This is a genomic window from Streptomyces sp. NPDC086147, from assembly GCF_040702165.1.
GTDB lineage: Bacteria > Actinomycetota > Actinomycetes > Streptomycetales > Streptomycetaceae > Streptomyces.
In genome coordinates, this window is sequence record NZ_JBFBJO010000003.1 from 449813 (window position 1) to 471280 (window position 21468).

Below are 21468 nucleotides of genomic sequence, written 5' to 3' on the forward strand. Positions count from 1 at the left end.
GGCGGTCGTGAGAACGGCGCTCACACCCTCGGCAGCCGCAGCCCCCACGCCCCCTCCCGCACCGTCCACGTCCGTCGCCGTACCGGGCCCGTCAGGCGGCCGTCCGCGCGGTAGCGGAAGTCCGGGCCCGAGACGGTGAGGGTGTGGGCGGTGGCGCGGCGGGGCGGGGCGGACGGGGGGTGGACGGTCACCTCGGCCGTGCCGGCGACCGAGCGGGCCGTCAGGGCCTCCAGGGGGGTGTCGACGTCCGCCAGGAGGACGCCGTCCGCCTCGACCCGCAGGGGGTGGAGGCGGACCGCCGGGGGCACCAGGGTGCGGACCAGGGAGCGGCAGGTGCCCCAGACCGACGGGGCCGCCGGGGCCGGGACCGGGAGGGCCGGGACCAGGAGGTCCCCGAGGACGACGCCGTCGCTGTCGTCCACCAGGAGGTCCAGGCGGCGCACCGCCCCGTCCAGGGCCGCCCGCGCCGCCGCCGGCGTGGAGCGCGGCACGCCGAGCGCGTACGCCACCTCCACGGTCTCCGGCGCGCCGATCGGGACCAGGGAGAGGGCCCCCTCCGCGAGGCCCCGCTCGCGGTGCAGCAGCGTCACCGCGCGCAGCAGGGCCCGGTCGTCCCCGAGCAGCACGGGGCGCCGGGAGCCGCGCCGGGACAGGGCCCGGGAGAATTCCTCCGGACCCTCCGGCAGGCAGATCTTCGCCTCCGCGCCCGCGAACAGGACATCCTTCGCGATCCGTACGGACTCGCCGTCGCTTCGGCGGGCGACCGGGTCGACGATGACCAGCAGCTGGTCGTGATCCGACACCTCGGTCCTTCCTCGGGTAGCATCTTTGTGCAAGAGCCCCTTGCGCTATTGCGCCAGGGGCTTCGTCTATTCCGGGGCACACCGGTGAGGCGGCGTACGCCCCCTGACCTTGGACATGCCCCACCCGGAAGGGGTGTACGCCTGTGCCCGCACTTGTGCTGCTCGGTGCTCAGTGGGGTGACGAGGGCAAGGGAAAGGCCACCGACCTGCTCGGTGGATCCGTTGACTATGTGGTGCGCTACCAGGGCGGCAACAACGCCGGCCACACGGTCGTCGTAGGCGACCAGAAGTACGCGCTGCATCTTCTCCCTTCCGGAATCCTCTCGCCGGGGTGTACCCCGGTGATCGGAAACGGTGTCGTCGTCGACCCGGCGGTCCTGCTCTCCGAGCTGAGCGGACTGAACGACCGCGGCGTCGACACGTCGAAGCTCCTGATCAGCGGCAACGCCCACCTGATCACCCCGTACAACGTCACCCTCGACAAGGTGACGGAACGGTTCCTCGGCAAGCGCAAGATCGGCACCACGGGTCGGGGCATCGGCCCGACCTACGCCGACAAGATCAACCGCGTCGGCATCCGGGTCCAGGACCTGTACGACGAGTCGATCCTCGCCCAGAAGGTCGAAGCGGCCCTGGAGGGGAAGAACCAGCTCCTCGCCAAGCTGTACAACCGGCGGGCCATCGAGGCCGGGCAGATCGTCGAGGAGATGCTCCAGTACGCGGAGCAGCTCAAGCCGTTCGTCGCCGACACCACCCTGATCCTCAACAACGCGCTCGACGAGGACAAGGTCGTGCTCTTCGAGGGCGGCCAGGGCACCCTGCTCGACGTCGACCACGGCACGTACCCCTTCGTCACCTCCTCGAACCCGACCGCGGGCGGCGCCTGCACCGGCACCGGCGTGGGACCGACGAAGATCAGCCGGGTCATCGGCATCCTCAAGGCCTACACCACCCGTGTCGGCGCCGGTCCGTTCCCGACCGAGCTCTTCGACCAGGACGGCGAGGACCTGCGCCGCATCGGCGGCGAGCGCGGCGTCACCACCGGCCGCGACCGCCGCTGCGGCTGGTTCGACGCGGTCATCGCCCGCTACGCCACCCGCGTCAACGGCCTGACCGACTTCTTCCTCACCAAGCTGGACGTGCTGACCGGCTGGGAGCAGATCCCGGTCTGCGTCGCGTACGAGATCGACGGCAAGCGCGTCGAGGAGCTGCCCTACTCGCAGTCCGACTTCCACCACGCGAAGCCGGTCTACGAGATGCTGCCGGGCTGGTCCGAGGACATCACCAAGGCCAAGACCTTCGCCGACCTGCCGAAGAACGCGCAGGCCTACGTGAAGGCCCTGGAGGAGATGTCGGGCGCCCCGATCTCCGCCATCGGCGTCGGCCCCGGCCGCACCGAGACGATCGAGATCAACTCCTTCCTGTAGGACTTCGAGAGGGAGTACGCGAGAGGGCCCGCCCTCCCGGTTCACCGGGAGGGCGGGCCCTCCGCCGTTCCCGACAGGCCTGAACTAGCCTTGCAGAGAAGGTGAGTTGGGTGATTAATGGGCTCCCTCACGCGTCGTTCCGTCTCAGGGGGAAGCATGGAAACGCCCGCACCGCCCGCCGCGCCGCCGCCACCGCCCCGCCCGCCCCACGCCGGCGGCCCGGTCCCGCGGCTTCCGCTGGTCATCAGCAAGAGGCTGCTCTGGGTGAACGGAGCCGCCTATCCGCTGGAGAACATCGTCCGCGTCTACACCTTCGTGCTCCGGCCCCGCCGGGCCGACGCCGTCCGCACCTTCCTGAAGCGCGTGGGGCTCACGCTGCTCGCGGGGCTCGGGATCGGCTTCTTCGCGTTCCTGGCCGACGTCTTCGCCCGGGGCGAGGAGCCGGGCGGCTTCCTCGCCTTCCTGTACCAGCTCTCCTTCCTGGTCATCATCGGCGCCCTCATCTGGTTCGTGGTCGACATGCTGGTCGTGGTCACCGCCTCCTCCCACGACGTGCTGGCCATCGAGACGAACGGGCAGTCGACCGCGATGGTCTCCGGGGACCCCCGCCACCTGCACGAACTCGTCGGGAAGATCGCGACCGCGATCGACGAGCCGGACGCGGCGCTCACGGTCACGGTCGAGGCGCTCATGATCAGCAACCCCAGCAACTACTACTTCGGGGACTCGGTGAACATCTACGGCGGCAGCGGCAACACGGGAGTGACGAAGTGACGACCGGGGACCAGCACCACCACGGCGACGTGGTGCACATGAACCAGACCACGGACAGCGTCGGCATCGACAAGCGGCAGACGTTCGTAGCGGGCGCGCCCGCCGCGTCCGCCGCCGAGCTGGAGCGGGCCATCAGGCAGCTGCTGCCCCTGCTCCGGGAGCTGCGGGAGCAGCTCCCGCCCCTCTCGGCGCGGACCGTGGAGGCCGCGGAGGCGGAGATCGGCGGATCCGCCGATCCGGAGGTACGGCGGACGGCCCTGGAGCGGGCCGGCGGGATCGCGGAGGCGGTGGGGACGGTCGGTGTGCCCGCCCTCGCCCTGATCCAGCAGATCCTGGCGCTGCTCGGCGGCTGAGGGGACCGCCCCGCCGCCTCGCCGCCTCGCCGCCCAGCCTCCTCGGCCCCGTCTCAGCCCTGTCTGCGCCGGTACTCGCCCGGCTCCCCGTCGGGCATCGGGTACACCAGGAGCCGTTCCTCGCCCTTCCACTTCACGATCCCCAGGTAGCTGGAGCCGTTCTCGGCGCACTCCGGGTCCCGGGCCGCTCCGGGGAGCGCTCACCCGTCCCCGCAGACCCTCAGCCCCTTCGGGGTGGCGCAGGGCAGGTGGCCGTGGACGCGGACGACGTCCTGGCCGCCGCCCCGGGTCAGGTAGGTGAGGAAGCCGGCCGCCAGGGAGCCGGCCGGCGGATCGCCCCAGGTGTAGGCGTACTCGATCTCCCGGTACGGGTAGGGGGACGCGCCCAGTTCGTCGACGTCGGCCTCGCGGCCGTCGATCGCCACCCGGTGCAGGCCCTTCACGGTGCCGCTCGCGCGCAGTTCGCCGTAGCCGATGGCTCCCGGGAGCAGGGCGACGGTGTCCAGGACCTGTTCGGTGGAGTCGAGTTCGCAGCGGGTGACCCGCGCCCGGGGGTCGTCGCGGTGCTCGCAGTCGAGGGAGGAGTGGGCCGGTTCGTTCTCGCCGAGGACCCGGCGCTGGAAGACCTCCCTGGTGCCGGAGCCGGCGTTCCGGCTCACCAGCCGGATCGGCAGGTTCGGGCCGCCGAGCACGCTCCAGTTGGTGATGTCGCCCCGGTAGACGCGCTGGATCTGGTCCCGGCTCAGGTTGGCGACGGGTATCCCGTCGTGGACGACGAGGGTGAAGAGGGAGACGGCGACCGGGCTCTCCCGCAGCGCCGGGTGGCCGTTCGGCTTGCGGCCGTCGGAGAGCGCGACGACGGCGGGCGGGCCCTTCTTCGCTGCGGCCGCCTTCCTCCCGGCGGCGTCCAGCTCCCGGACGCCGGTGGTCGAGCCGTGCGCGTCCACGAGCACCGTCGCGCCCTCGCAGTCCTTCTCGTACCGCTGCGCGAGCTCCTTCGCGACGGGTGCGAAGGCCGTCGAGCCGGTGACCGTGAGGGTGCCCCGGGCGCAGCCGATCGGCGGCGGGACCTCCTCCCGGACGATGATCGCGGCGAGGGCGACGACGCACGCGGTGAGGACGACCGTGACGGACAGCGCGGCCCGGCTGAAGACGGGCAGCTTGTCGTCGGGGGTGAGGCTGCGGGTGGGGTGGACGCGGCCCTCGGCGATGCTGCCGTCGACCCTGACCGCGCCGCCGATCGGGCCGCCGCCGAGCAGGACGAGCAGCTTGTAGTAGGCGCCCCGGTTGAGCGGGACCTTCGGCAGCGGGACGCTGGTGGCGCCCTCGGCGGGGCCCGTCCAGGTGTCGGGGAAGTGGCTGAGGAGCCGGGGGTGGTCGGGGGCGGTGACGACGACCGCCTTCACGTGCCGCCCTTCGAACTCCACCGTGAGCCCGTGGTCGTCCCCGTCCGTGTAGTGGTCGGCGGTGACGGCCAGGGCTCCGTCGTTCTCGATCCTGAGCAGGACGAGGGTGGCGTCCTCCAGGCCGGGACTGGTGTTGAAGTAGCCGCGCCGCACGGCCGTGCCGGTGCTGGCGGCGGCGCCGTTCGTCCCGCCGCCGACGGCCGTGTCCAGCTGGACGCGGTAGCCGATCCGCCGCTGGCGCAGCACCCACCACTGGTACCAGGCGACGCCGATCGAGACCAGGACGCCGATGAGCGCGGTGACCACGGCGACGAGGTTCTCGGAGGTGAGCCAGTCCATGCGCGCGACGGTACGGACACGTGTGCGGTTCCGTGGGGGGGTGTCGCCATCCGTCATCCGGTGTTCTTCCTTCCGCAAGCCGGATTCCGGCCGCGTGTCCGGCGGCCTGCCCGGCCGCCCTCCCGACCGCCTTCCGGCCGTCTCGCCGGGGCGTCGCGCGGGCGGGTCATCAGCGGTTGCCGGGGGTGGGGAGCCTCTGTGTAATGGCCACGAGGGGGCGTCCGTACGAGGAGTACACGAGCAGTACCGAGCAGTGCAGGAGTGCCCCATGCGCGTCGTCGAAGTGATCTCCTACGGCGGACCCGAGGTCCTCAGGATCGCCAACCGCCCCGAGCCGGAGGCCGGTGACGTCCCGGGCCGGGTGCGCGTACGGCTCAAGGCCGCCGCCGTGCACCAGGCGGACCTGCGGATCCGCTCCGGGCAGTGGGCCGCCTTCCTGGGCGAGCTGGCCCCGCCCTTCGTCCTCGGCTTCGACTTCGCGGGCGTGCTCCTGGACGCCGCGCCCGGCCTCCCCGAGGGCACCCGGGTGGCCGGCTTCATCCCCTGGGTGTCGGAGGGGACGGGCGAGGGCTCGTACGCGGAGGTGATCCGCGCCGCTCCCGAGTGGCTGGCCCCGATCCCGGACGACATGGACTTCACGACGGCCGCCTCGGTGCCGCTCTCCGCGCTGGTCGCGGACCAGGCCGTCGACCTCCTGGACCTTCCCGAGGGCTCCCCGATCCTGGTCAGCGGGGCCGGCGGGGTGGTGGGCCGCTTCGCCGTCCAGCACGCCGCCGCGGCGGGGTACCGGGTGGTCGCCCTCGCCGACGAGGACGTCCGGCACGAGCTGCTCAGACTGGGCGCCGAGGAGCTGGTCCCGCGCGGGGACCCGGCGGACGTCGTCGCCAAGGTGCGCGCCCACGTCCCCGAGGGCGTCGCGGCCGTCCTGGACGCCGCGCTCATCGGCGCCCCGCTGCTGCCCGCCCTGCGGGACGGCGGGACGTTCGTCTCGGCCTCCGGGGAGCGGCTGCCGGACCGGGTCAGGGACATCGACGTCGCCGCGATCCGGCCCCGCCCGGACGCGGCCCGCCTGAAGGCGATCCTGGACGGCGTCGCCGCCCGCGAGCTGGTCACCCGGACGGCCGACATCGTGCCCCTGGCGTCCGCCGCCGAGGCCCACCGCCGGGCGGAGGCCGGTCACCGGCCGGGCCGGATCGTGCTGCTGATCTGACGCCCGCCCGCGCCCCGGGGGTCCCTAGACTCCGGCGATGGGGATGCTGATCTGGATCAACGGACCGTTCGGCGGGGGCAAGACGCAGACCGCGTACGAGCTGCGCAGGCGGCTGCCGGGGAGCGTGGTCTGCGACCCCGAGCACGTCGGCTTCGGCCTGCACCGCATGACGCCCCCGGGGCTCCGGGGCGACTTCCAGGACCTCCCGGCCTGGCGGCAGGGCGTGTACGAGGTCCTGGACCTGGCCCTCCGGAAGCACCCGGGCGTGGTGATCGCGCCGATGACGGTCGTGGAGCCCCGGTCCTTCGACGAGACGGTCGGACGGCTGCGCGCGGCCGGTCACGACGTGCGGCACTTCGCGCTCCTCGCCGAGCGCGCGACGGTCCTGCGCCGGCTGCGCGAGCGCGGCTTCGGGCACGCGGTGCGGGCCCTGGGCGGGAAGGACGCCCCGCTGCGGCGGGAGGGCTTCGCCGTGTCGAAGCTCGACCTGTGCCTGGACCGGCTGCGCGGCGAGGAGTTCGCGGAGCACGTCCGCACCGACCGCCTGACGGTCCCTCGGGTGGCCGAGCGCATCGCCGCCTCGGCCGGACTCGACCTCGCGCCCGACACCGACGGCCCGCTCCGGGCGCGGCTGCGCCGGACGGCGGTCGGGATCCGGCACCTCCGCTTCGACTGAACTCGCATATCGGTGGCGGGTGTTCTCTCTCCGAACCGCTGTCACGATTTCTGGTCTGGACCTTGACAGGTCCAGACCAATCGCGCTTCGCTGGCCCTTCCCATCCGATCCCGGACCCCCCCCACCCGGAAGGACGAGCGATGCTCCGTAAGCTGCTCACCCTGTTCGCCGCGCTCTGTACGGCCGTAGGCCTCGCCGTACTGCTTCCCGCGACGTCGGCAGGGGCGGCCCCCGCCTGCGTGACGGCGTGGAACTCCTCCACGGTCTACACCGGCGGCAAGACCGCCTCGTACAACGGCCGCAACTGGTACGCGAAGTGGTGGACCCAGAACGAGCGCCCCGGCTCCTCGGACGTCTGGCGCGACGAGGGCGCCTGCGGCACCGGCGGCGGTGGCGACGGCGGCCAGAACAACGGCTTCGTGGTCTCCGAGGCCCAGTTCAACCAGATGTTCCCGAACCGGAACCCGTTCTACACGTACACGGGCCTGGTCAACGCCCTCAAGTCGTACCCGGCCTTCGCCAACACCGGCAGCGACACGGTGAAGAAGCAGGAGGCCGCTGCCTTCCTCGCCAACGTCTCCCACGAGACCGCCGGGCTCTACTACATCGTCGAGCAGAACACGGCCAACTACCCGCACTACTGCGACGCCGGGAAGCCCTACGGCTGCCCCGCCGGCCAGGCCGCGTACTACGGCCGCGGGCCGATCCAGCTCTCCTGGAACTTCAACTACAAGGCCGCCGGTGACGCCCTCGGCATCGACCTCCTGGGCAACCCGTGGCGCGTCGAGCAGGACCCGGCCGTCGCCATGGCCACCGGCCTCTGGTACTGGAACACCCAGAACGGCCCCGGCACGATGACCGGCCACAACGCCATGGTCAACGGCGCGGGCTTCGGCGAGACGATCCGCTCGATCAACGGCACCCTGGAGTGCAACGGCGGCAACCCGGCCCAGGTGCAGAGCCGGGTCACCAAGTACCAGCAGTACACCCAGATCCTGGGCGTTCCGACCGGCGCGAACCTGTACTGCTAGCGGTTCAGATCTGCCACGCGACGAACGCGGACCAGGCGGCGGGCTCCACGGCGAACGTGGGCCCGCCGTCCTGCTGCTTGGAGTCCCGCAGGTGCACGGAGTGCGGGCAGGCGGCGACCTCGACGCAGTTGCCGCCGCCGTCGTCGCTGTAGCTGGACTTGAACCACTGCAGGGTGTCGTTCATCTCCGTACTCCCGCCAACTCCTCGATGACGCCCAGCGACCTGCGCGGATCCAGGGCCTGTGCTCGGATCTTCGCATACCGCTGCATGTGCGTACTCACCTTCGCCCGGTCGGTGATCAGCAGGCTCTCTCCCTGGATTTCCAGGAACGTCACCCGGTCATGAACCGGGGACTCCACGATGTTCAGCTCGCCTCGTGCTCCTGCGTACTCCCCACCCAGCCCGGCATCCATGGGCAGCACCTGAAGGTTCACGTTCCTCCTTCGCGCGCACTCCGCCAAGTACTCCAGCTGCTCCCGCATGACTCCTTCGTCCCCGAAGGGCCGCTTCAGCACCGACTCGTCGAGAATCAGCTCGATCTCGCACACCGGCTTCCGGTCGAAGAGCGCCTTCCGCGCCATCCGGCCGACCACCAGTTCCTCGGTCCGCTCGGGAGTGGGCTCCGGGTATCCGCCCGCGATCAGCGCCCGCGCGTACGCCTCCGTCTGGAAGAGGCCGTGGACGACGTGGTTCGCGTACAGCCAGAGCGCCACCGCCTTCTGTTCGATCGGCGCGTACCCTCGGAACTGCTCCGGCAGTTTCTCCAGCCGTACGAGTTCCCGCAGCTCCTCGAAGATGCCCGTCCCGTTGCTCAGCGCCTGTTCGAGCTGTGCGAGCATTTCGTCGCTCACCGGCTGGATCATCCGCTCCATCGCGCTGATCGCCGCGCCGGTATAACCCATCTCCTTGCCGAGCCGTTCCTGCGTCATTCCTTTCTTCGTGCGCATTCTCTTGGCCAGCGACGCCGCCATCCGCGCCGCCGGACCCACCGGTTCCCTGTTCTCCACTCGGGCCATCGCGCTCCCCATTCGAACTCAACCGGTCTCAACCGGTCTCAAATGCTCCCCATCCAATTCGACTGCATTCAAGCTGCGTTGACGCAGTTCGACGGAATGCCGACGCACCGTCAGCAGTCGTGGAAAACGCTAGCGTCGGCGCGGGAACATGTCCCTGTGATTGAAGAGAATCGGGAAGTAAACGTCGACTGGATTCCAGTTTCCGGATTTCAACTCCGTAAGGCCGGCGTACAATTCGACGCCGTTCGAGTGGACGGTGAGGACGGGCGTCGGCTGGCCGACTGGATGGAGGCGCTCACCAACGGCGACCCGGGGCCGGTCGTCATCGAGGCGAACGGGCGGCGCGGGGTCTACTTCCTGGTGCCGCCGGGGACGACGTCCCACAAGTCGTGGCCGCGCGGGGTGACCCGGTTCAGTGCCGGGCCCGCGCACGTGAGCTACGTACCCGTGCCCGCGCTGACTGGTCGGACCTGGCCGCTCGCGTGGCGGTGTCCGCCGACGGGGCCCGACCGGTTCGTGCATCCGCTGCTCCTGAGGAGCGCCGTCACGGAGATGATGGAGCGGCGTCCGCTGCTCCCGGCGCAAACCCCTCCAGGGCCGTGAGGGCCCGGGAGAGCCGCTCCAGGACCCGTACGGTCTCGTCGAACGCCTCCTGCCCGCCCAGCTCCCGCGCGAGCAGCGCCGCGAGCTCCGCGTGGCCCGGGTCGATGCGGCGGACCGCCGCCCGGCCCTCCTCCGTGGGGGCGAGGAGCTTGGCCCGCCGGTGGGCCGGGTTCGGCTCGTAGGACGCCAGGCCCTCCCGTACGAGGAGGTCGGCCACCCGCTGGACGCTCTGGCGGGTGATGCCCATGGCGCGGGCGATCCCGGCGACCGGCAGGGGTTCGGGGAGCACGGCCCCGAGGACCTGCCACCAGGCGGCGGTCAGGCCCGCCGGCTCGGCCAGCTTCTCCGAGACGGCGAGGAACTGACCGTTCAGGCGGAAGGCGCTCAGGGCCGTACGGGACAGGGCGTCCTGCTGCGCACGGCTCATCCGTTCAGTTCGGCGAAGGCCGCCGGGTCCGAGTCGTGGAAGAGGCGGAACCAGGCGTCCCGCTTCCCCTCGTACGCCCCGAGGCGGGCGAAGATCTCGCGGGCGAAGGCGACGGGCTCGGTCGGGCCCGCCGTGATGAGGTCGCCGTCCCGCACCGCGTCCGCGTCGACGTAGTGCTCGGCGCCCTCGTAGCCGGTGGCGGCCAGGTAGAAGGAGACCGCGCTCGTGTGGCGGCGGTCGTCGAGCAGGCCCTCGCGGGCCAGGCCCGCCGTGGCGCCGCAGATCGCGGCGACCGGGACCCCGGCGTCGAGGAAGGCGCGGGCCTTGGCGGCGAAGGGGGCCAGCTCGTCGCCCTCGTCGTACTTCTCGGCCCCCGGCAGGATCAGCAGGGCGCTGTCCTCGGGGCGGAGGTCTTCGAGCGCGAGGTCGGGGACGATCCGGATCCCGGCGAGCGTGGTGACGGGCTCTCCGGCGACCGGACCGACGGTCTTGACCGTGTGTCCCGCGCGGGCGAGCCAGGCCGTGGCGTGGCCGGTCTCCCAGTCCGCGAGGGTGTCGTAGACGGCGAGGTGGACGATGCGGGTGCCGCTCTCGTTTGTCATGACAGTAGGCTGTCATTTCGACAGGATGCTGTCAATAGGAGGGTCCGGAGAACAACGTGTCGCGTCCCTCCCGGTCTCGGTGGACAAGATGGCCATGGCCCTTCCCACCTGCGGTTCCTTACCCTCGGCCGCATGACCCCTCACGCCGCACCCGATCCGCAGGCCGGCGCCGCCGTCAAGGCCGCCGACCGCGCCCACGTGTTCCACTCCTGGTCCGCCCAGGGCCTGATCGACCCGCTCGCCGTCGCCGGCGCCGAGGGTTCGTACTTCTGGGACTACGACGGGAACCGCTACCTCGACTTCACCAGCGGCCTCGTCTACACCAACATCGGCTACCAGCACCCCCGGGTGGTCGCCGCGATCCAAGAGCAGGCCGGGAAGCTCGCCACCTTCGCGCCCGCCTTCGCCGTGGACGTCCGCTCCGAGGCCGCACGCCTCATCGCCGAGCGCACCCCGGGCGACCTGGACAAGATCTTCTTCACCAACGGCGGCGCCGAGGCCGTCGAGAACGCCGTCCGCATGGCCCGGCTGCACACGGGCCGCACCAAGGTGCTCTCCGCCTACCGCTCGTACCACGGCGCCACCTCCACCGCCATCAACCTGACCGGCGACCCGCGCCGCTGGGCCTCCGACACCGGCTCGGCGGGCGTCGTGCGCTTCTGGGCGCCCTTCCTCTACCGCTCGCCCTTCTACGCCGCCACCGAGGCGGAGGAGTGCGCGCGGGCCCTCCAGCACCTGGAGGACACGATCGCCTTCGAGGGTCCGGCGACGATCGCCGCGATCATCCTGGAGACCGTGCCCGGCACCGCCGGCATCATGACCCCGCCGCCCGGCTACCTCGCCGGCGTGCGCGAGATCTGCGACCGGTACGGCATCGTCTTCGTCCTGGACGAGGTCATGGCCGGCTTCGGCCGCACCGGCAAGTGGTTCGCCGCCGACCACTTCGACGTCGTGCCCGACCTGCTGACCTTCGCCAAGGGCGTGAACTCCGGCTACGTGCCGCTCGGCGGCGTCGCCATCAGCGCCGAGATCGCCGCCACCTTCGACAAGCGCCCGTACCCCGGCGGCCTGACCTACTCCGGCCACCCGCTGGCCTGCGCCGCCGCCGTCGCCACCCTCCGGGTGATGGAGGACGAGAAGGTCGTCGAGCACGCCGCCCACATCGGCGAGACCGTCCTCGGCCCCGGCCTGCGCGAGCTCGCCGAGCGCCACCCGTCGGTCGGCGAGGTCCGCGGCCTCGGCGTCTTCTGGGCGCTCGACCTGGTGAGGAACCGCGAGACGCGCGAGCCGCTCGTCCCGTACAACGCGTCCGGCGAGGCCAACGCGCCCATGGCCGCCTTCGCCGCCGCCGCGAAGAAGAACGGCCTGTGGCCCTTCGTGAACATGAACCGCACGCACGCCGTCCCCGCCTGCAACGTCTCCGAGGCGGAGGCCAAGGAGGGCCTCGCGGCCCTGGACGCGGCCCTCTCGGCAGCCGACGAGCACACGGTCTAGACCACCGCTCGACCGCGTACCGGAGAGGTTCCCTCCGTCTGGACTAGGGTGTCCCGAGCCGGACGGAGGGGACCCACCACCATGCCCGCGAGCGGAGGCGTCACCCGCAGCACCCTGCGACAGCAGATCGCGGACGCGCTGCGTGACGAGGTGCTCGCGGGCCGTCTCAAGGCCGGGCGCGAGTTCACCGTCAAACAGATCGCGGAGCAGTACGGCGTCTCGGCCACGCCCGTGCGCGAAGCCCTCGTGGACCTCTGCGCGCAGGGGCTCCTCGACTCCGACCAGCACCGGGGCTTCCGCGTCCACCAGTACTCCGTCGACGACTACCGGCGGATGGTCGAGGCCCGGATGCTCGTGGTCGACGGCATCTTCCGCCGCCGCGCCACCGCCCTCCCGGCCCCGCTCCCGGCCCCCGAGCCGGGCATCGGGGTCGCGCTCGTCTCCGTGCGCCGCCGGGGCGAGGCCGCCGCGCGCGCGGCCCGCGCCGGCGACCTGGACGTCCTCATCGGGTACGACATCCGCTACTGGCGCGAGCTGGGCCGCCTGATCGCCGCCAACGACCACCTCGCGGACTTCCTGCACCGGCTCCGCGTCCAGGCCTGGGCCTTCTCCGTGCCCCACCTGCGCTCCGAGCGGGACCTCATGGGCTGGCTGTGGAGCGGGCACGTGGAGCTGGTCGACGCGATCACCCGGGGCGACGCGGAGGCGGCCGTGGCGGTCGTGCGCGCGTACAACGCGCACGCCCTGGAGTGGGCGGACCGGCTGGAGCGGCGGGGAGAGTAGGGCGGGGCGCGGCGGGTTGAGGGGCCGCCTCCGGGGGCAGGTCCCCAACGGGTGGGCGTCGTCCGACGATCCGACTACCCTGGCCGTCCCTGCAACCGACGGAGAGCGAGCCTCCCTTGGCCTGTGACCTGTGGCTGGTCCCCCTCGTCGACGTGCTGTGCCACAGCCCCGACAACCCCTTCGCCGAAGAGATCGCCGCCTACGACGCCGTCCTCAGCGCCTCGGGCCTGCCGACCGTGCCCGTCTACGCCTACATGCCGGGGCTCTCCGGCGACGTCGCCCCGGTCGCGGGCTTCGACTACGAGGCCCTGCACTTCCTGCGCCGCGCCTACCTGCTCCAGGTGCACGGACTGCCGGTCGAGCCGGTCGGCGAGCTGGGCGGGGACTACGAACAGCTCCTGGAGATGTTCGAGGCGACCGCCCAGCGGTCGCACCTGGTCTGGCACTACGACCACGCGGGCGCGTACGTGCCGGTCGACTTCCCGGCGCCGCTCGCCAGCGACGAGCTCCTGGAGGGCGGCGGGCCGCTCGGCTCCTCGCACGGGCTGCTGCGGGAGCTCCAGTTCGTGGCGCCCGCGATCGGCATCGACCCGGCGAACCCGCCGGCCGCCCCGCTGCCGCCGGAGCGGCCGACCGCCCTGGAGGAGCCGGCCGTCGGCCTCTCCCCGTACGACCAGGGGCCCTTCGCCCGGGAGCGGCACGTGTGGCTGGGGCTGCACGCGGCGGCGACCCGGAGCCTGGCCCAGGGCTCGATGATCATCCTGAGCTAGGGCGTGTGTCGAAAGTGGCGTCGTCTGCCCGGAGGGCAGGCGGGACTTTCGACACACGCCCCAGGGCGTGCCGGGCGGCGCGGCCCCGGCCGTGATCCGCCGGACGCGCCCTGGCCCCGCCGCCGCGACCGGCGCCCCCGGAGAGACCTCAGCGGGTCTCCGGGGGCCGCTGGCGCGGCATGTTCGGGCGGGTGCCCGGCGGCAGCGGGAAGCGGCCGCCCGTCGGCTGGACGCCCTCGGGCCGGGACGGCACCACGCCGACCGACTGGAGCGCGAGCGGTGCCGGACCCGAGCGGAACTCGACCATCCAGTCGGCGGTCTCCGCCCGTACCAGCTCCGTCACGTCCTCCGAGAAGCGGCGCAGCACGCCGAGACAGCGCTCCGCGGCCTCGCTGGCGGTGCCCTCCGTGGGCCCCAGGACCTCCCGGACGCTCTCCGAGGCCCAGTCGAACTGGAGCGCCTGGAGCCGCCGCTGCACCGCCTGCGCCGTCGCCACGTCCCTTATCCAGCCCGACGTCACCCCGAAGTACCGGTCGCAGGCCAGGCAGGCGGCGCCGAGCAGCAGCGAGAGGTAGCCCCAGCCGGCCGTGCCCGCCGCGACCCCGGTCAGGTCGAGCAGCGGCAGGGCGGCGCCCGCGATCACCCCGACGGCGGTGCCGATCCGCAGGAACCGGGCGGCACGGCGCTTCCAGACCCGGTCGGAGAGGTACCACTCGGCGGTCCGGAGGGCGTTCTCCTCCACCCAGCGGTACAGCTCGTCGAGCCGCTCGGCCGGCTCGCCCCAGTCCCCCAGGGGGAAGGGCCTGCCGGTCAGGTCGCGGCCGCTCAGGTCACGGCCGGTCGGATCGGGGCGGACGTCTCCCCCGGGGTGCCCCGGTGGCGGCATCTCCGGCTGCTGGCTCACCGGGGGACTCCTCTGTTCAGCTCAGCGCCTCTGCTCGGCTCGGCGCTCGTGTCGCTCGTGTCCTGCTGTGGCGTGCGGTGCACGTGGTGCCTGCCCTTCCTACCGCCGAATGGAGGGCGACGGGCCCGGAATCCCAGGATTTCCGCCCGCAAGTGGGTGTTGATCAGGTAGAGGAGCCCGCAGTTTCTCACCCGAAAGAGTGATGGAGGCAGGGTGGGCGGGGACCACGTAGGCTCGGCGTACCGAGCCAGACAAATTGACCCTCAGGAGTGACCGTGATTCCCGGTGGCGGCCAGCCCAACATGCAGCAGCTCCTCCAGCAGGCCCAGAAGATGCAGCAGGACCTCGCGCGGGCGCAGGAGGAGCTCGCCGCCACCGAGGTCGACGGACAGGCGGGCGGCGGCCTGGTCAGGGCGACCGTCACCGGCTCCGGCGAGCTGCGCGGCCTGGTGATCGACCCCCAGGCGGTCGACCCGGAGGACACCGAGACGCTGGCCGACCTGATCGTCGCCGCCGTGCAGGCCGCCAACGACAACGCGCAGCAGCTCCAGCAGGCCAAGCTGGGCCCGCTGGCGCAGGGCATGGGCGGCATGCCGGGCCTCGGCTTCTGAGACCCCGGCCGCGGCACCGTTCCCACGGGCCTTCCGGGGCCCGCCGCAGGAGCTGTCCGCGGGGGTCGTCCACAGCACCGCTTCCGTTGGGCTTCTAAGGCCCGGCCGCAGCCACTACCGTAAGAATCAAGCACACCCGAGAAGGGCGTTCCGTTGTACGAAGGCGTGGTTCAGGACCTCATCGACGAACTGGGCAGGCTGCCCGGCGTCGGTCCCAAGAGCGCGCAGCGGATCGCCTTCCACATCCTCCAGGCGGAGCCGACGGACGTCCGTCGGCTCGCGCACGCGCTCCTGGAGGTCAAGGAGAAGGTCAGGTTCTGCGCGGTCTGCGGCAACGTGGCACAGCAGGAGCAGTGCAACATCTGCCGGGACCCGCGCCGGGACCTGACCGTCATCTGTGTGGTCGAGGAGCCCAAGGACGTCGTGGCGATCGAGCGGACGCGGGAGTTCCGCGGCCGCTACCACGTCCTCGGCGGCGCGATCAGCCCCATCGAGGGCGTCGGCCCGGACGACCTGCGCATCCGGGAGCTGCTCGCGCGGCTCGCGGACGGCACGGTCACCGAGCTGATCCTCGCGACCGACCCGAACCTGGAGGGCGAGGCCACCGCGACGTACCTGGCGCGGATGATCAAGCCCATGGGCCTGCGGGTCACCCGGCTCGCGAGCGGCCTCCCGGTCGGCGGCGACCTGGAGTACGCGGACGAGGTGACCCTGGGCCGCGCCTTCGAGGGCCGGAGGCTGCTGGATGTATGACGACCTAGCCCACGCGTGGGTGCTCCGAGGAAGGCAGCTCGATGTCTGACCCCACACTGCACTCCGTCACGCAGGACCCCGACGACTTCGCGGTCCAGATCGCCGACTCCATCGAGAGCTTCATCGTCGCGACCACCGAGGTGGCCAAGGGCGACGAGCCGGCCAGCACGGTGCCCTTCCTGCTCCTGGAGGTCTCCCAGCTCCTCCTGGCGGGCGGCCGGCTCGGCGCGCACGAGGACATCGTCCCGGACGAGCGCTACGAGACGGACACGGGGCCGGAGCCGGACGCGGACGACCTGCGCGAGCGGTTCGCCGCCCTCCTGGAACCGGTCGACGTCTTCTCCGAGGTCTTCGACCCGTACGAGCCCCGCAAGGCCCCGGTCCCGGCCCGGATCTCCGACAACCTGGCCGACATCGTCGCCGACCTGAGCCACGGCCTGGCCCACTACCGGGCGGGCCGGACCAGCGAGGCCCTGTGGTGGTGGCAGTTCTCGTACTTCTCCAACTGGGGCCCGACCGCCTCGGCCACCCTCCGCGCCCTCCAGTCCCTGGTCGCCCACGTCCGCCTCGACCAGCCGCTCGCGGCCCTGGACGGCCTCGACACGGACGAGGACCTGGGCGACGACGACCTGGCGGAGGAGGCGGGCCGGGTGATGATCCGCGAGATCGCGGGTCCGCTGGGGCTGGGGCTGAGGAAGTAGCGGGAGCGGGCGGGGACGGTCTCCGGAAGGAGCCATTCCGGTGCATTTCGGTCAGGTGATCACCTGCTGAGCGGCTTGTCTCACCATTCGGTATCTCGTAGGCGTTTTCGAGTCGCTCGTTAGACTGAGCCGATCGCAGCGCCGGCTGCGGCACAGACTGAGCGAGGAGCGCACGTGGGCCTTGTCGTGCAGAAGTACGGAGGCTCCTCCGTTGCCGATGCCGAAGGCATCAAGCGCGTCGCCAAGCGGATCGTGGACGCCAAGAAGAACGGCCACCAGGTGGTCGTCGTGGTTTCCGCGATGGGCGACACGACGGACGAGCTGATCGATCTCGCCGGGCAGGTATCCCCGATTCCTTCCGGGCGTGAGTTCGACATGCTGCTGACCGCCGGGGAGCGGATCTCCATGGCCCTGCTGGCCATGGCGATCAAAAACCTGGGCCACGAGGCCCAGTCGTTCACCGGCAGCCAGGCCGGTGTCATCACCGACTCGGTCCACAACAAGGCGCGCATCATCGATGTCACGCCGGGCCGGATCCGCACCGCCCTCGACGAGGGCAACATCGCCATCGTCGCCGGCTTCCAGGGCGTGTCCCAGGACAAGAAGGACATCACCACCCTCGGCCGCGGTGGCTCGGACACCACCGCCGTGGCGCTCGCCGCCGCGCTCGACGCCGAGGTGTGCGAGATCTACACCGACGTCGACGGCGTGTTCACCGCCGACCCGCGCGTGGTGAAGAAGGCGAAGAAGATCGACTGGATCTCCTTCGAGGACATGCTGGAGCTCGCCGCCTCCGGCTCCAAGGTGCTGCTGCACCGCTGCGTCGAGTACGCGCGCCGCTACAACATCCCGATCCACGTCCGCTCGTCCTTCTCCGGACTCCAGGGCACGTGGGTCAGCAACGAACCGACAGGGGACTCCAAGGTGGAGCAGGCCATCATCTCGGGTGTCGCCCACGACACCTCCGAGGCGAAGATCACCGTCGTCGGCGTGCCGGACAAGCCGGGCGAGGCCGCGGCCATCTTCCGCGCCGTCGCGGACGCCGAGATCAACATCGACATGATCGTCCAGAACGTGTCCGCCGCCTCCACCGGCCTCACGGACATCTCCTTCACCCTCCCCAAGGCCGAGGGCCGCAAGGCCATCGACGCCCTGGAGAAGGCGAAGGGCGCGATCGGCTTCGACTCGCTGCGCTACGACGACCAGATCGGCAAGATCTCCCTGGTCGGCGCCGGGATGAAGACCAACCCGGGCGTCACCGCGGACTTCTTCCGCGCGCTCTCCGACGCGGGCGTGAACATCGAGCTGATCTCGACCTCCGAGATCCGCATCTCGGTCGTCACCCGCGCCGACGACGTCAACGAGGCCGTGCGCGCCGTCCACACCGCCTTCGGCCTGGACAGCGACTCGGACGAGGCCGTGGTCTACGGCGGCACCGGGCGCTGACCCCGCCCGTTCCACCGGCTCTTCCACGACTCCCCCCGTGCGGCGGCCCGCGGCCGTCCGCCCGGGGGGAGACGTGCGTCGGGAGCCGTGTGTCATGGATTTGTGTGATCTGTGAACGACCTGTGAGCAAATAGGCGTCAGATATCCCTTGAACTGCGGCGATGTCCTGGACGACGATGCATTTCCCCCTTGCTGCAACCAGTAGTTGGGTGGGGCGCGTCTCAGCGGGCACCCACGGGCGTGCGGCGCCGGGCGCGCTGTGAAAGCGGGGCATCGGGGGAGAACGGTTACGCATGAGGACGAACAACCCGCCGTCGAAAAGGACGGCGAGCGCGTACAACCCTGCCGGGGGTAGGCGTGTCCAACAGGCGTGGCAGAGGTACTCGACATCGCGACCATCGCCCCGCTGCGCGGCGCGGGCACGGCGTTGCTCCCCGCACGGAGCGGCGTCGCCGGCACCGTGCGCGGACCCGTCGTCGCCCCGTTCCGGCGTCCGCGGGCCCTCGGCGGGATGCCGGTGATCGCTCCCGTGACCACCGATTCCCGGTCCCACCGGGTGGACGGCGTCCCCTCGCCCCGCACGAGCGACGAGGACGCCCCGGCCGTCGGCACCACCGTCGACCACCTCACCGAGACCTACCGCGCCCACTACCGGTCGCTCCTCGGCCTCGCCGCGCTGCTCCTCGACGACACGGCCTCCTGCGAGGACGTGGTCCAGGAGGCGTTCATCCGCGTCCACTCGGCCCGCAAGCGGGTCCGCGAACCGGAGAAGACGCTCGCCTACCTGCGCCAGACCGTCGTGAACCTCTCCCGGTCCACGCTGCGCCGCCGCATCCTCGGCCTCAAGCTGCTCTCGAAGCCGATGCCGGACATGGCCAGCGCGGAGGAGGGGGCGTACGACCAGCTGGAGCGCGACGACCTGATCAAGGCCATGCGCGGACTCCAGCGGCGCCAGCGCGAGGTGCTCGTCCTGCGCTACTTCGCGGACATGACCGAGGTCCAGGTCGCCGAGACGCTGGGGATATCCCTGGGTTCGGTGAAGGCGTACGGCTCGCGGGGCATCGCGGCCCTGCGCGTCACGATGGGGGCGACGTCGTGAGTGGGGCGCGCGGCGAGCAGGGCAGGGCCCCCGAGGAGGGGGCCGCCGCCGAGGACGCGGTGACCCCGGAGGGCCGCGAGGCCTCCGAGGGGAGCGCGCCCGCCGAGGACCGCACCGAGGAACACGGGGAAGCCGGGGAGCCCGAGGAACGCGGGACGGGCGCCGGGGACGCCGGTGGCCGTAGGGTCACCGGGGGCCCCGGGGCCCGTGCCCGTGACGAACGTGACGATCTGAGTGGACAGCGCATGGTGAACATCGAGTCCGGGCCCGGCGAGGGCGACGGGGACGAGGAGCTGGCGCTGCGGCGGATGCTCCACGGCGCCGTGGAGGGACTGGAGCCCTCCCTCGGATCGCTGGAGCACCTGCGCCGCGCCGTGCCCGCCCGGCGCGCCCGCAAGCGGCAGGCCGTCGTCGGCGCCGCGGCCGCCGCCGTCCTCATCGGCACGGCCGTGCCGGCCTTCGTGCACGTCGCCTCCTCGGAGGGGACCACCACCGCCAGCCCCGTGAACGCCGGCCACGGCGAGGAGGCCCAGGGCGGCACCGGCACCGAGACCGGCATCGAGGGCGGCCGGAGCGCCGGGACCCCCGCGAGCAGCGCCTCCCCGAGCCGGGACGGCGGAGAGGGCGTGGCCGACGGCTCCTCCGGCAAGCCGGAGACCGAAGCCGGGGCGTCCGGCGAGACCCCCGGGGACGCGCAGGAGATCGCCCCCGGGACGGACCGCTGCGCCGTCGGCCAGCTCTCCGGCGGCGGCGCGCGGTCCGGCGGACCCGACGCCGAGGGCAAGGTGTACGGCAGCTTCCGCGTCGTCAACGTCTCCGGCACCGCCTGTGTCGTGGACGGCGCCGGGACCGTCGGCTTCGAGGCCCGGGGAGCGGCCGACCCCGGACGGATCGCGGTGGTCCGGAGCACCTCGGGCGGCGAGGGCGGCGGACTGCCGGGACCCGCGCGGGAGTCCTCCCGCCTGCTCCTGGAGCCGAACGGCTCCTACGAGGTGAAGTTCGTCTGGGTGCCCAGCGAGACCTGTCCGACGACCGGGACCACCCCGACGCCGACGCCGACCACCCCGGTCGACCCGCCGACCACTCCGCCGCCGACGCCCGCCCCGACCGAGCCCACCGGCAACCCCGACCCCAGCGGGGGCCCGGGCTCCGGCGGAACCGGCGGCAGCCCGGAGCCGGGACCGGCCGACGGCGGCCCGGCGGCCCAGCTGCTCCCGGCGGCCGGCGGCCCGGCGGACGGCAGCGTCGTGGTCAGCCACACCGCGGAGCCCGGCGGCCCCTCGATGTCGGCCGTCGTCCCCCACGCCTGCTCCGGCACGGTCTACCGCACCGGCCTCATCGGCACGCCCTGAGGCTCCGGGAGGCCGGGTCCCGCACGCCCGCCGAGCCCACGGGCTCCGGCGGGCCCGGCCCTACAGCCCCAGCGCCTCGTCCCGGGACGCCTCCGCCTCGCGGCGGACCAGGCGGAACCACATGAAGAGCACGAAGCCGGCGAAGACGAACCACTCCGCCGTGTAGCCGAGGTTCTGGAACGCCTTCGCGTCCAGACCCGTGCCCGCGGCGGCCGCCGCCGGGACCGGGGTGAGACCGGCGGGGGAGTCCGCGAGGGTGATCCAGGCGTCGTAGACGTCGTCCGTCACCACGTTCACCAGGGACGCCGCGCTGATCATGCCGAGCTGCCCCTCGGGCAGCCCGCCCGCCGCGCGGACGCCCTTCGACCCCTGGTTCTCCGAGGCCTGGAGCGCGCCCACCACCGTGACCTCGCCGGACGGCGGGACGGGCGCCCGCCCGCCCTCCGGGAGCCAGCCCCGGACCACCGGGAGCGACCGGCCGCCGTCCGTCCGCAGCAGCGTCAGGACGTACGACCCGGTCCGGCCGTCCAGCTCGCGGCCCGGCACGAGGAACTGCTCCCCGAACCGGCCGCGCGCCTCGGCCGTGCGGCCCGAGGTCTCCTTGTCCACCGGGAGCAGCGCGTCCAGCGGCTCGGCCTTCGCCGTGCTCGGGGCGGCCCGCTGCTCCGCCTCCTGGTGGGAGTCGACGCGGTCCTCGAACTTCCCCAGCTGCCAGGTCCCCATGAAGACGCAGAACGGGATCGCGAGGAGGACGAAGAGGTTGATCCCCCACCAGCGGGGAGTTCTCAGGAACCGGTACACGCCCCCACGGTACGCAAGGCCGCTCGGCCCCCCGTCGGCCGGGTGCCCGACCGGGGCGCGTCCGGCGGATCGGGGCCGGGCGGGCC

At 72.3% G+C, this 21468-nt stretch carries 24 protein-coding genes; 16 read left to right on the top strand and 8 right to left on the bottom strand.

Annotation, left to right across the window (positions count from 1 at the left end; all coding sequences use genetic code 11):
* Positions 1-20: 20 nt before the first annotated feature.
* A complete protein-coding gene (locus AB0398_RS10195; RefSeq protein WP_366373514.1) occupies positions 21-803 on the bottom strand; it encodes a diacylglycerol kinase in 783 nt (260 codons plus the stop codon).
* A 143-nt stretch (positions 804-946) separates the two neighbouring features.
* On the opposite strand from AB0398_RS10195, the gene AB0398_RS10200 reads away from it, so the two are divergent.
* The 3 genes from AB0398_RS10200 to AB0398_RS10210 all read left to right on the top strand — a co-directional run bounded on the left by AB0398_RS10200 (position 947) and on the right by AB0398_RS10210 (position 3357).
* A complete protein-coding gene (locus tag AB0398_RS10200; protein ID WP_366373515.1) occupies positions 947-2230 on the top strand; it encodes an adenylosuccinate synthase in 1284 nt (427 codons plus the stop codon).
* A gap of 156 nt (positions 2231-2386) precedes the next feature.
* Positions 2387-3004 (top strand): DUF6232 family protein, encoded by a 618-nt coding sequence (locus AB0398_RS10205; protein WP_366373516.1) that lies wholly within the window; start codon positions 2387-2389, stop codon positions 3002-3004.
* Positions 3001-3357 carry a hypothetical protein gene (locus AB0398_RS10210; protein ID WP_366373518.1) on the top strand — a complete coding sequence of 119 codons (357 nt, stop codon included), beginning with the start codon at positions 3001-3003 and terminating at the stop codon, positions 3355-3357. The genes AB0398_RS10205 and AB0398_RS10210 overlap by 4 nt, the downstream gene beginning before the upstream one ends.
* Positions 3358-3557: 200 nt before the next feature.
* On the opposite strand, the gene AB0398_RS10215 is transcribed toward AB0398_RS10210, so the two are convergent.
* A complete protein-coding gene (locus AB0398_RS10215) occupies positions 3558-5102 on the bottom strand; it encodes a substrate-binding domain-containing protein (protein WP_366373520.1) in 1545 nt (514 codons plus the stop codon).
* Between the two features lie 268 nt (positions 5103-5370).
* On the opposite strand from AB0398_RS10215, the gene AB0398_RS10220 reads away from it, so the two are divergent.
* The 3 genes from AB0398_RS10220 (at position 5371) to AB0398_RS10230 (ending at position 8019) form a co-directional block, all read left to right on the top strand.
* Positions 5371-6312 (top strand): NADP-dependent oxidoreductase, encoded by a 942-nt coding sequence (locus AB0398_RS10220; protein WP_366373522.1) that lies wholly within the window; start codon positions 5371-5373, stop codon positions 6310-6312.
* A gap of 43 nt (positions 6313-6355) precedes the next feature.
* Positions 6356-6988 carry an AAA family ATPase gene (locus AB0398_RS10225; RefSeq protein ID WP_366373734.1) on the top strand — a complete coding sequence of 211 codons (633 nt, stop codon included), beginning with the start codon at positions 6356-6358 and terminating at the stop codon, positions 6986-6988.
* A gap of 140 nt (positions 6989-7128) precedes the next feature.
* Positions 7129-8019 (top strand): glycoside hydrolase family 19 protein, encoded by an 891-nt coding sequence (locus tag AB0398_RS10230; protein ID WP_366373524.1) that lies wholly within the window; start codon positions 7129-7131, stop codon positions 8017-8019.
* Between the two features lie 4 nt (positions 8020-8023).
* Here AB0398_RS10230 and AB0398_RS10235 read toward each other — a convergent pair whose 3' ends face one another.
* The gene (locus AB0398_RS10235; RefSeq protein WP_366373526.1) at positions 8024-8203 is read right to left on the bottom strand and encodes a DUF397 domain-containing protein; all 180 of its coding nucleotides are present in this window, start codon (positions 8201-8203) and stop codon (positions 8024-8026) included.
* Positions 8200-9036 (bottom strand): helix-turn-helix transcriptional regulator, encoded by an 837-nt coding sequence (locus AB0398_RS10240; RefSeq protein WP_366373528.1) that lies wholly within the window; start codon positions 9034-9036, stop codon positions 8200-8202. The genes AB0398_RS10235 and AB0398_RS10240 overlap by 4 nt, the downstream gene beginning before the upstream one ends.
* A 156-nt stretch (positions 9037-9192) precedes the next feature.
* Between AB0398_RS10240 and AB0398_RS10245 the strand changes: the two genes are divergently transcribed.
* Positions 9193-9639, top strand: a complete 447-nt coding sequence (locus AB0398_RS10245) for a hypothetical protein (protein WP_366373735.1) — start codon at positions 9193-9195, stop codon at positions 9637-9639.
* Here the strand turns inward: AB0398_RS10245 and AB0398_RS10250 are convergent.
* Together AB0398_RS10250 and AB0398_RS10255 are read right to left on the bottom strand one after the other, a co-directional pair.
* Positions 9581-10066: a MarR family transcriptional regulator gene (locus AB0398_RS10250; protein WP_366373529.1), complete on the bottom strand. Its 486-nt coding sequence runs from the start codon at positions 10064-10066 to the stop codon at positions 9581-9583. The two genes, AB0398_RS10245 and AB0398_RS10250, sit on opposite strands and share 59 nt — an antisense overlap.
* Positions 10063-10668: a DJ-1/PfpI family protein gene (locus AB0398_RS10255; protein WP_366373531.1), complete on the bottom strand. Its 606-nt coding sequence runs from the start codon at positions 10666-10668 to the stop codon at positions 10063-10065. The genes AB0398_RS10250 and AB0398_RS10255 overlap by 4 nt, the downstream gene beginning before the upstream one ends.
* A 132-nt stretch (positions 10669-10800) precedes the next feature.
* Between AB0398_RS10255 and AB0398_RS10260 the strand changes: the two genes are divergently transcribed.
* The 3 genes from AB0398_RS10260 to AB0398_RS10270 all read left to right on the top strand — a co-directional run bounded on the left by AB0398_RS10260 (position 10801) and on the right by AB0398_RS10270 (position 13715).
* Positions 10801-12162 (top strand): aspartate aminotransferase family protein, encoded by a 1362-nt coding sequence (locus AB0398_RS10260; RefSeq protein ID WP_366373533.1) that lies wholly within the window; start codon positions 10801-10803, stop codon positions 12160-12162.
* 81 nt (positions 12163-12243) lie between these two features.
* Positions 12244-12945 (top strand): GntR family transcriptional regulator, encoded by a 702-nt coding sequence (locus AB0398_RS10265; protein WP_366373535.1) that lies wholly within the window; start codon positions 12244-12246, stop codon positions 12943-12945.
* Positions 12946-13061: 116 nt separating this feature from the next.
* A complete protein-coding gene (locus tag AB0398_RS10270) occupies positions 13062-13715 on the top strand; it encodes a hypothetical protein (protein WP_366373537.1) in 654 nt (217 codons plus the stop codon).
* Positions 13716-13863: 148 nt separating this feature from the next.
* On the opposite strand, the gene AB0398_RS10275 is transcribed toward AB0398_RS10270, so the two are convergent.
* Complete coding sequence (locus tag AB0398_RS10275; protein ID WP_366373538.1) at positions 13864-14619, bottom strand: SLATT domain-containing protein; 756 nt, start codon at positions 14617-14619, stop codon at positions 13864-13866.
* A gap of 275 nt (positions 14620-14894) precedes the next feature.
* Between AB0398_RS10275 and AB0398_RS10280 the strand changes: the two genes are divergently transcribed.
* From AB0398_RS10280 to AB0398_RS10305, 6 genes are all read left to right on the top strand, one after another.
* A complete protein-coding gene (locus AB0398_RS10280; protein ID WP_366373540.1) occupies positions 14895-15230 on the top strand; it encodes a YbaB/EbfC family nucleoid-associated protein in 336 nt (111 codons plus the stop codon).
* 153 nt (positions 15231-15383) lie between these two features.
* The gene (gene recR / locus AB0398_RS10285; protein WP_024760125.1) at positions 15384-15983 is read left to right on the top strand and encodes a recombination mediator RecR; all 600 of its coding nucleotides are present in this window, start codon (positions 15384-15386) and stop codon (positions 15981-15983) included.
* A 41-nt stretch (positions 15984-16024) separates the two neighbouring features.
* Positions 16025-16684: a DUF5063 domain-containing protein gene (locus tag AB0398_RS10290; RefSeq protein WP_366373541.1), complete on the top strand. Its 660-nt coding sequence runs from the start codon at positions 16025-16027 to the stop codon at positions 16682-16684.
* A gap of 174 nt (positions 16685-16858) precedes the next feature.
* Positions 16859-18130, top strand: coding sequence for an aspartate kinase (locus AB0398_RS10295; RefSeq protein ID WP_366373543.1), 1272 nt, complete (start codon positions 16859-16861; stop codon positions 18128-18130).
* A 370-nt stretch (positions 18131-18500) separates the two neighbouring features.
* Positions 18501-19229 carry a SigE family RNA polymerase sigma factor gene (locus tag AB0398_RS10300; protein ID WP_366373544.1) on the top strand — a complete coding sequence of 243 codons (729 nt, stop codon included), beginning with the start codon at positions 18501-18503 and terminating at the stop codon, positions 19227-19229.
* Positions 19226-20581, top strand: a complete 1356-nt coding sequence (locus tag AB0398_RS10305) for a hypothetical protein (protein ID WP_366373546.1) — start codon at positions 19226-19228, stop codon at positions 20579-20581. Before AB0398_RS10300 ends, AB0398_RS10305 begins: the two co-directional genes overlap by 4 nt.
* 60 nt (positions 20582-20641) lie before the next feature.
* On the opposite strand, the gene AB0398_RS10310 is transcribed toward AB0398_RS10305, so the two are convergent.
* Positions 20642-21382 (bottom strand): SURF1 family protein, encoded by a 741-nt coding sequence (locus tag AB0398_RS10310; RefSeq protein ID WP_366373547.1) that lies wholly within the window; start codon positions 21380-21382, stop codon positions 20642-20644.
* Between the last annotated feature and the right edge of the window lie 86 nt (positions 21383-21468).

Coding starts and splice junctions, on each gene's coding strand:
- AB0398_RS10205 (WP_366373516.1), top strand. CDS start 2,387: ATGGAAACGCCCGCACCGCCCGCCGCGCCGCCGCCACCGCCCCGCCCG.
- AB0398_RS10215 (WP_366373520.1), bottom strand. CDS start 5,102: ATGGACTGGCTCACCTCCGAGAACCTCGTCGCCGTGGTCACCGCGCTC.
- AB0398_RS10220 (WP_366373522.1), top strand. CDS start 5,371: ATGCGCGTCGTCGAAGTGATCTCCTACGGCGGACCCGAGGTCCTCAGG.
- AB0398_RS10225 (WP_366373734.1), top strand. CDS start 6,356: ATGCTGATCTGGATCAACGGACCGTTCGGCGGGGGCAAGACGCAGACC.
- AB0398_RS10230 (WP_366373524.1), top strand. CDS start 7,129: ATGCTCCGTAAGCTGCTCACCCTGTTCGCCGCGCTCTGTACGGCCGTA.
- AB0398_RS10235 (WP_366373526.1), bottom strand. CDS start 8,203: ATGAACGACACCCTGCAGTGGTTCAAGTCCAGCTACAGCGACGACGGC.
- AB0398_RS10240 (WP_366373528.1), bottom strand. CDS start 9,036: ATGGCCCGAGTGGAGAACAGGGAACCGGTGGGTCCGGCGGCGCGGATG.
- AB0398_RS10250 (WP_366373529.1), bottom strand. CDS start 10,066: ATGAGCCGTGCGCAGCAGGACGCCCTGTCCCGTACGGCCCTGAGCGCC.
- AB0398_RS10255 (WP_366373531.1), bottom strand. CDS start 10,668: ATGACAAACGAGAGCGGCACCCGCATCGTCCACCTCGCCGTCTACGAC.
- AB0398_RS10260 (WP_366373533.1), top strand. CDS start 10,801: ATGACCCCTCACGCCGCACCCGATCCGCAGGCCGGCGCCGCCGTCAAG.
- AB0398_RS10265 (WP_366373535.1), top strand. CDS start 12,244: ATGCCCGCGAGCGGAGGCGTCACCCGCAGCACCCTGCGACAGCAGATC.
- AB0398_RS10290 (WP_366373541.1), top strand. CDS start 16,025: ATGTCTGACCCCACACTGCACTCCGTCACGCAGGACCCCGACGACTTC.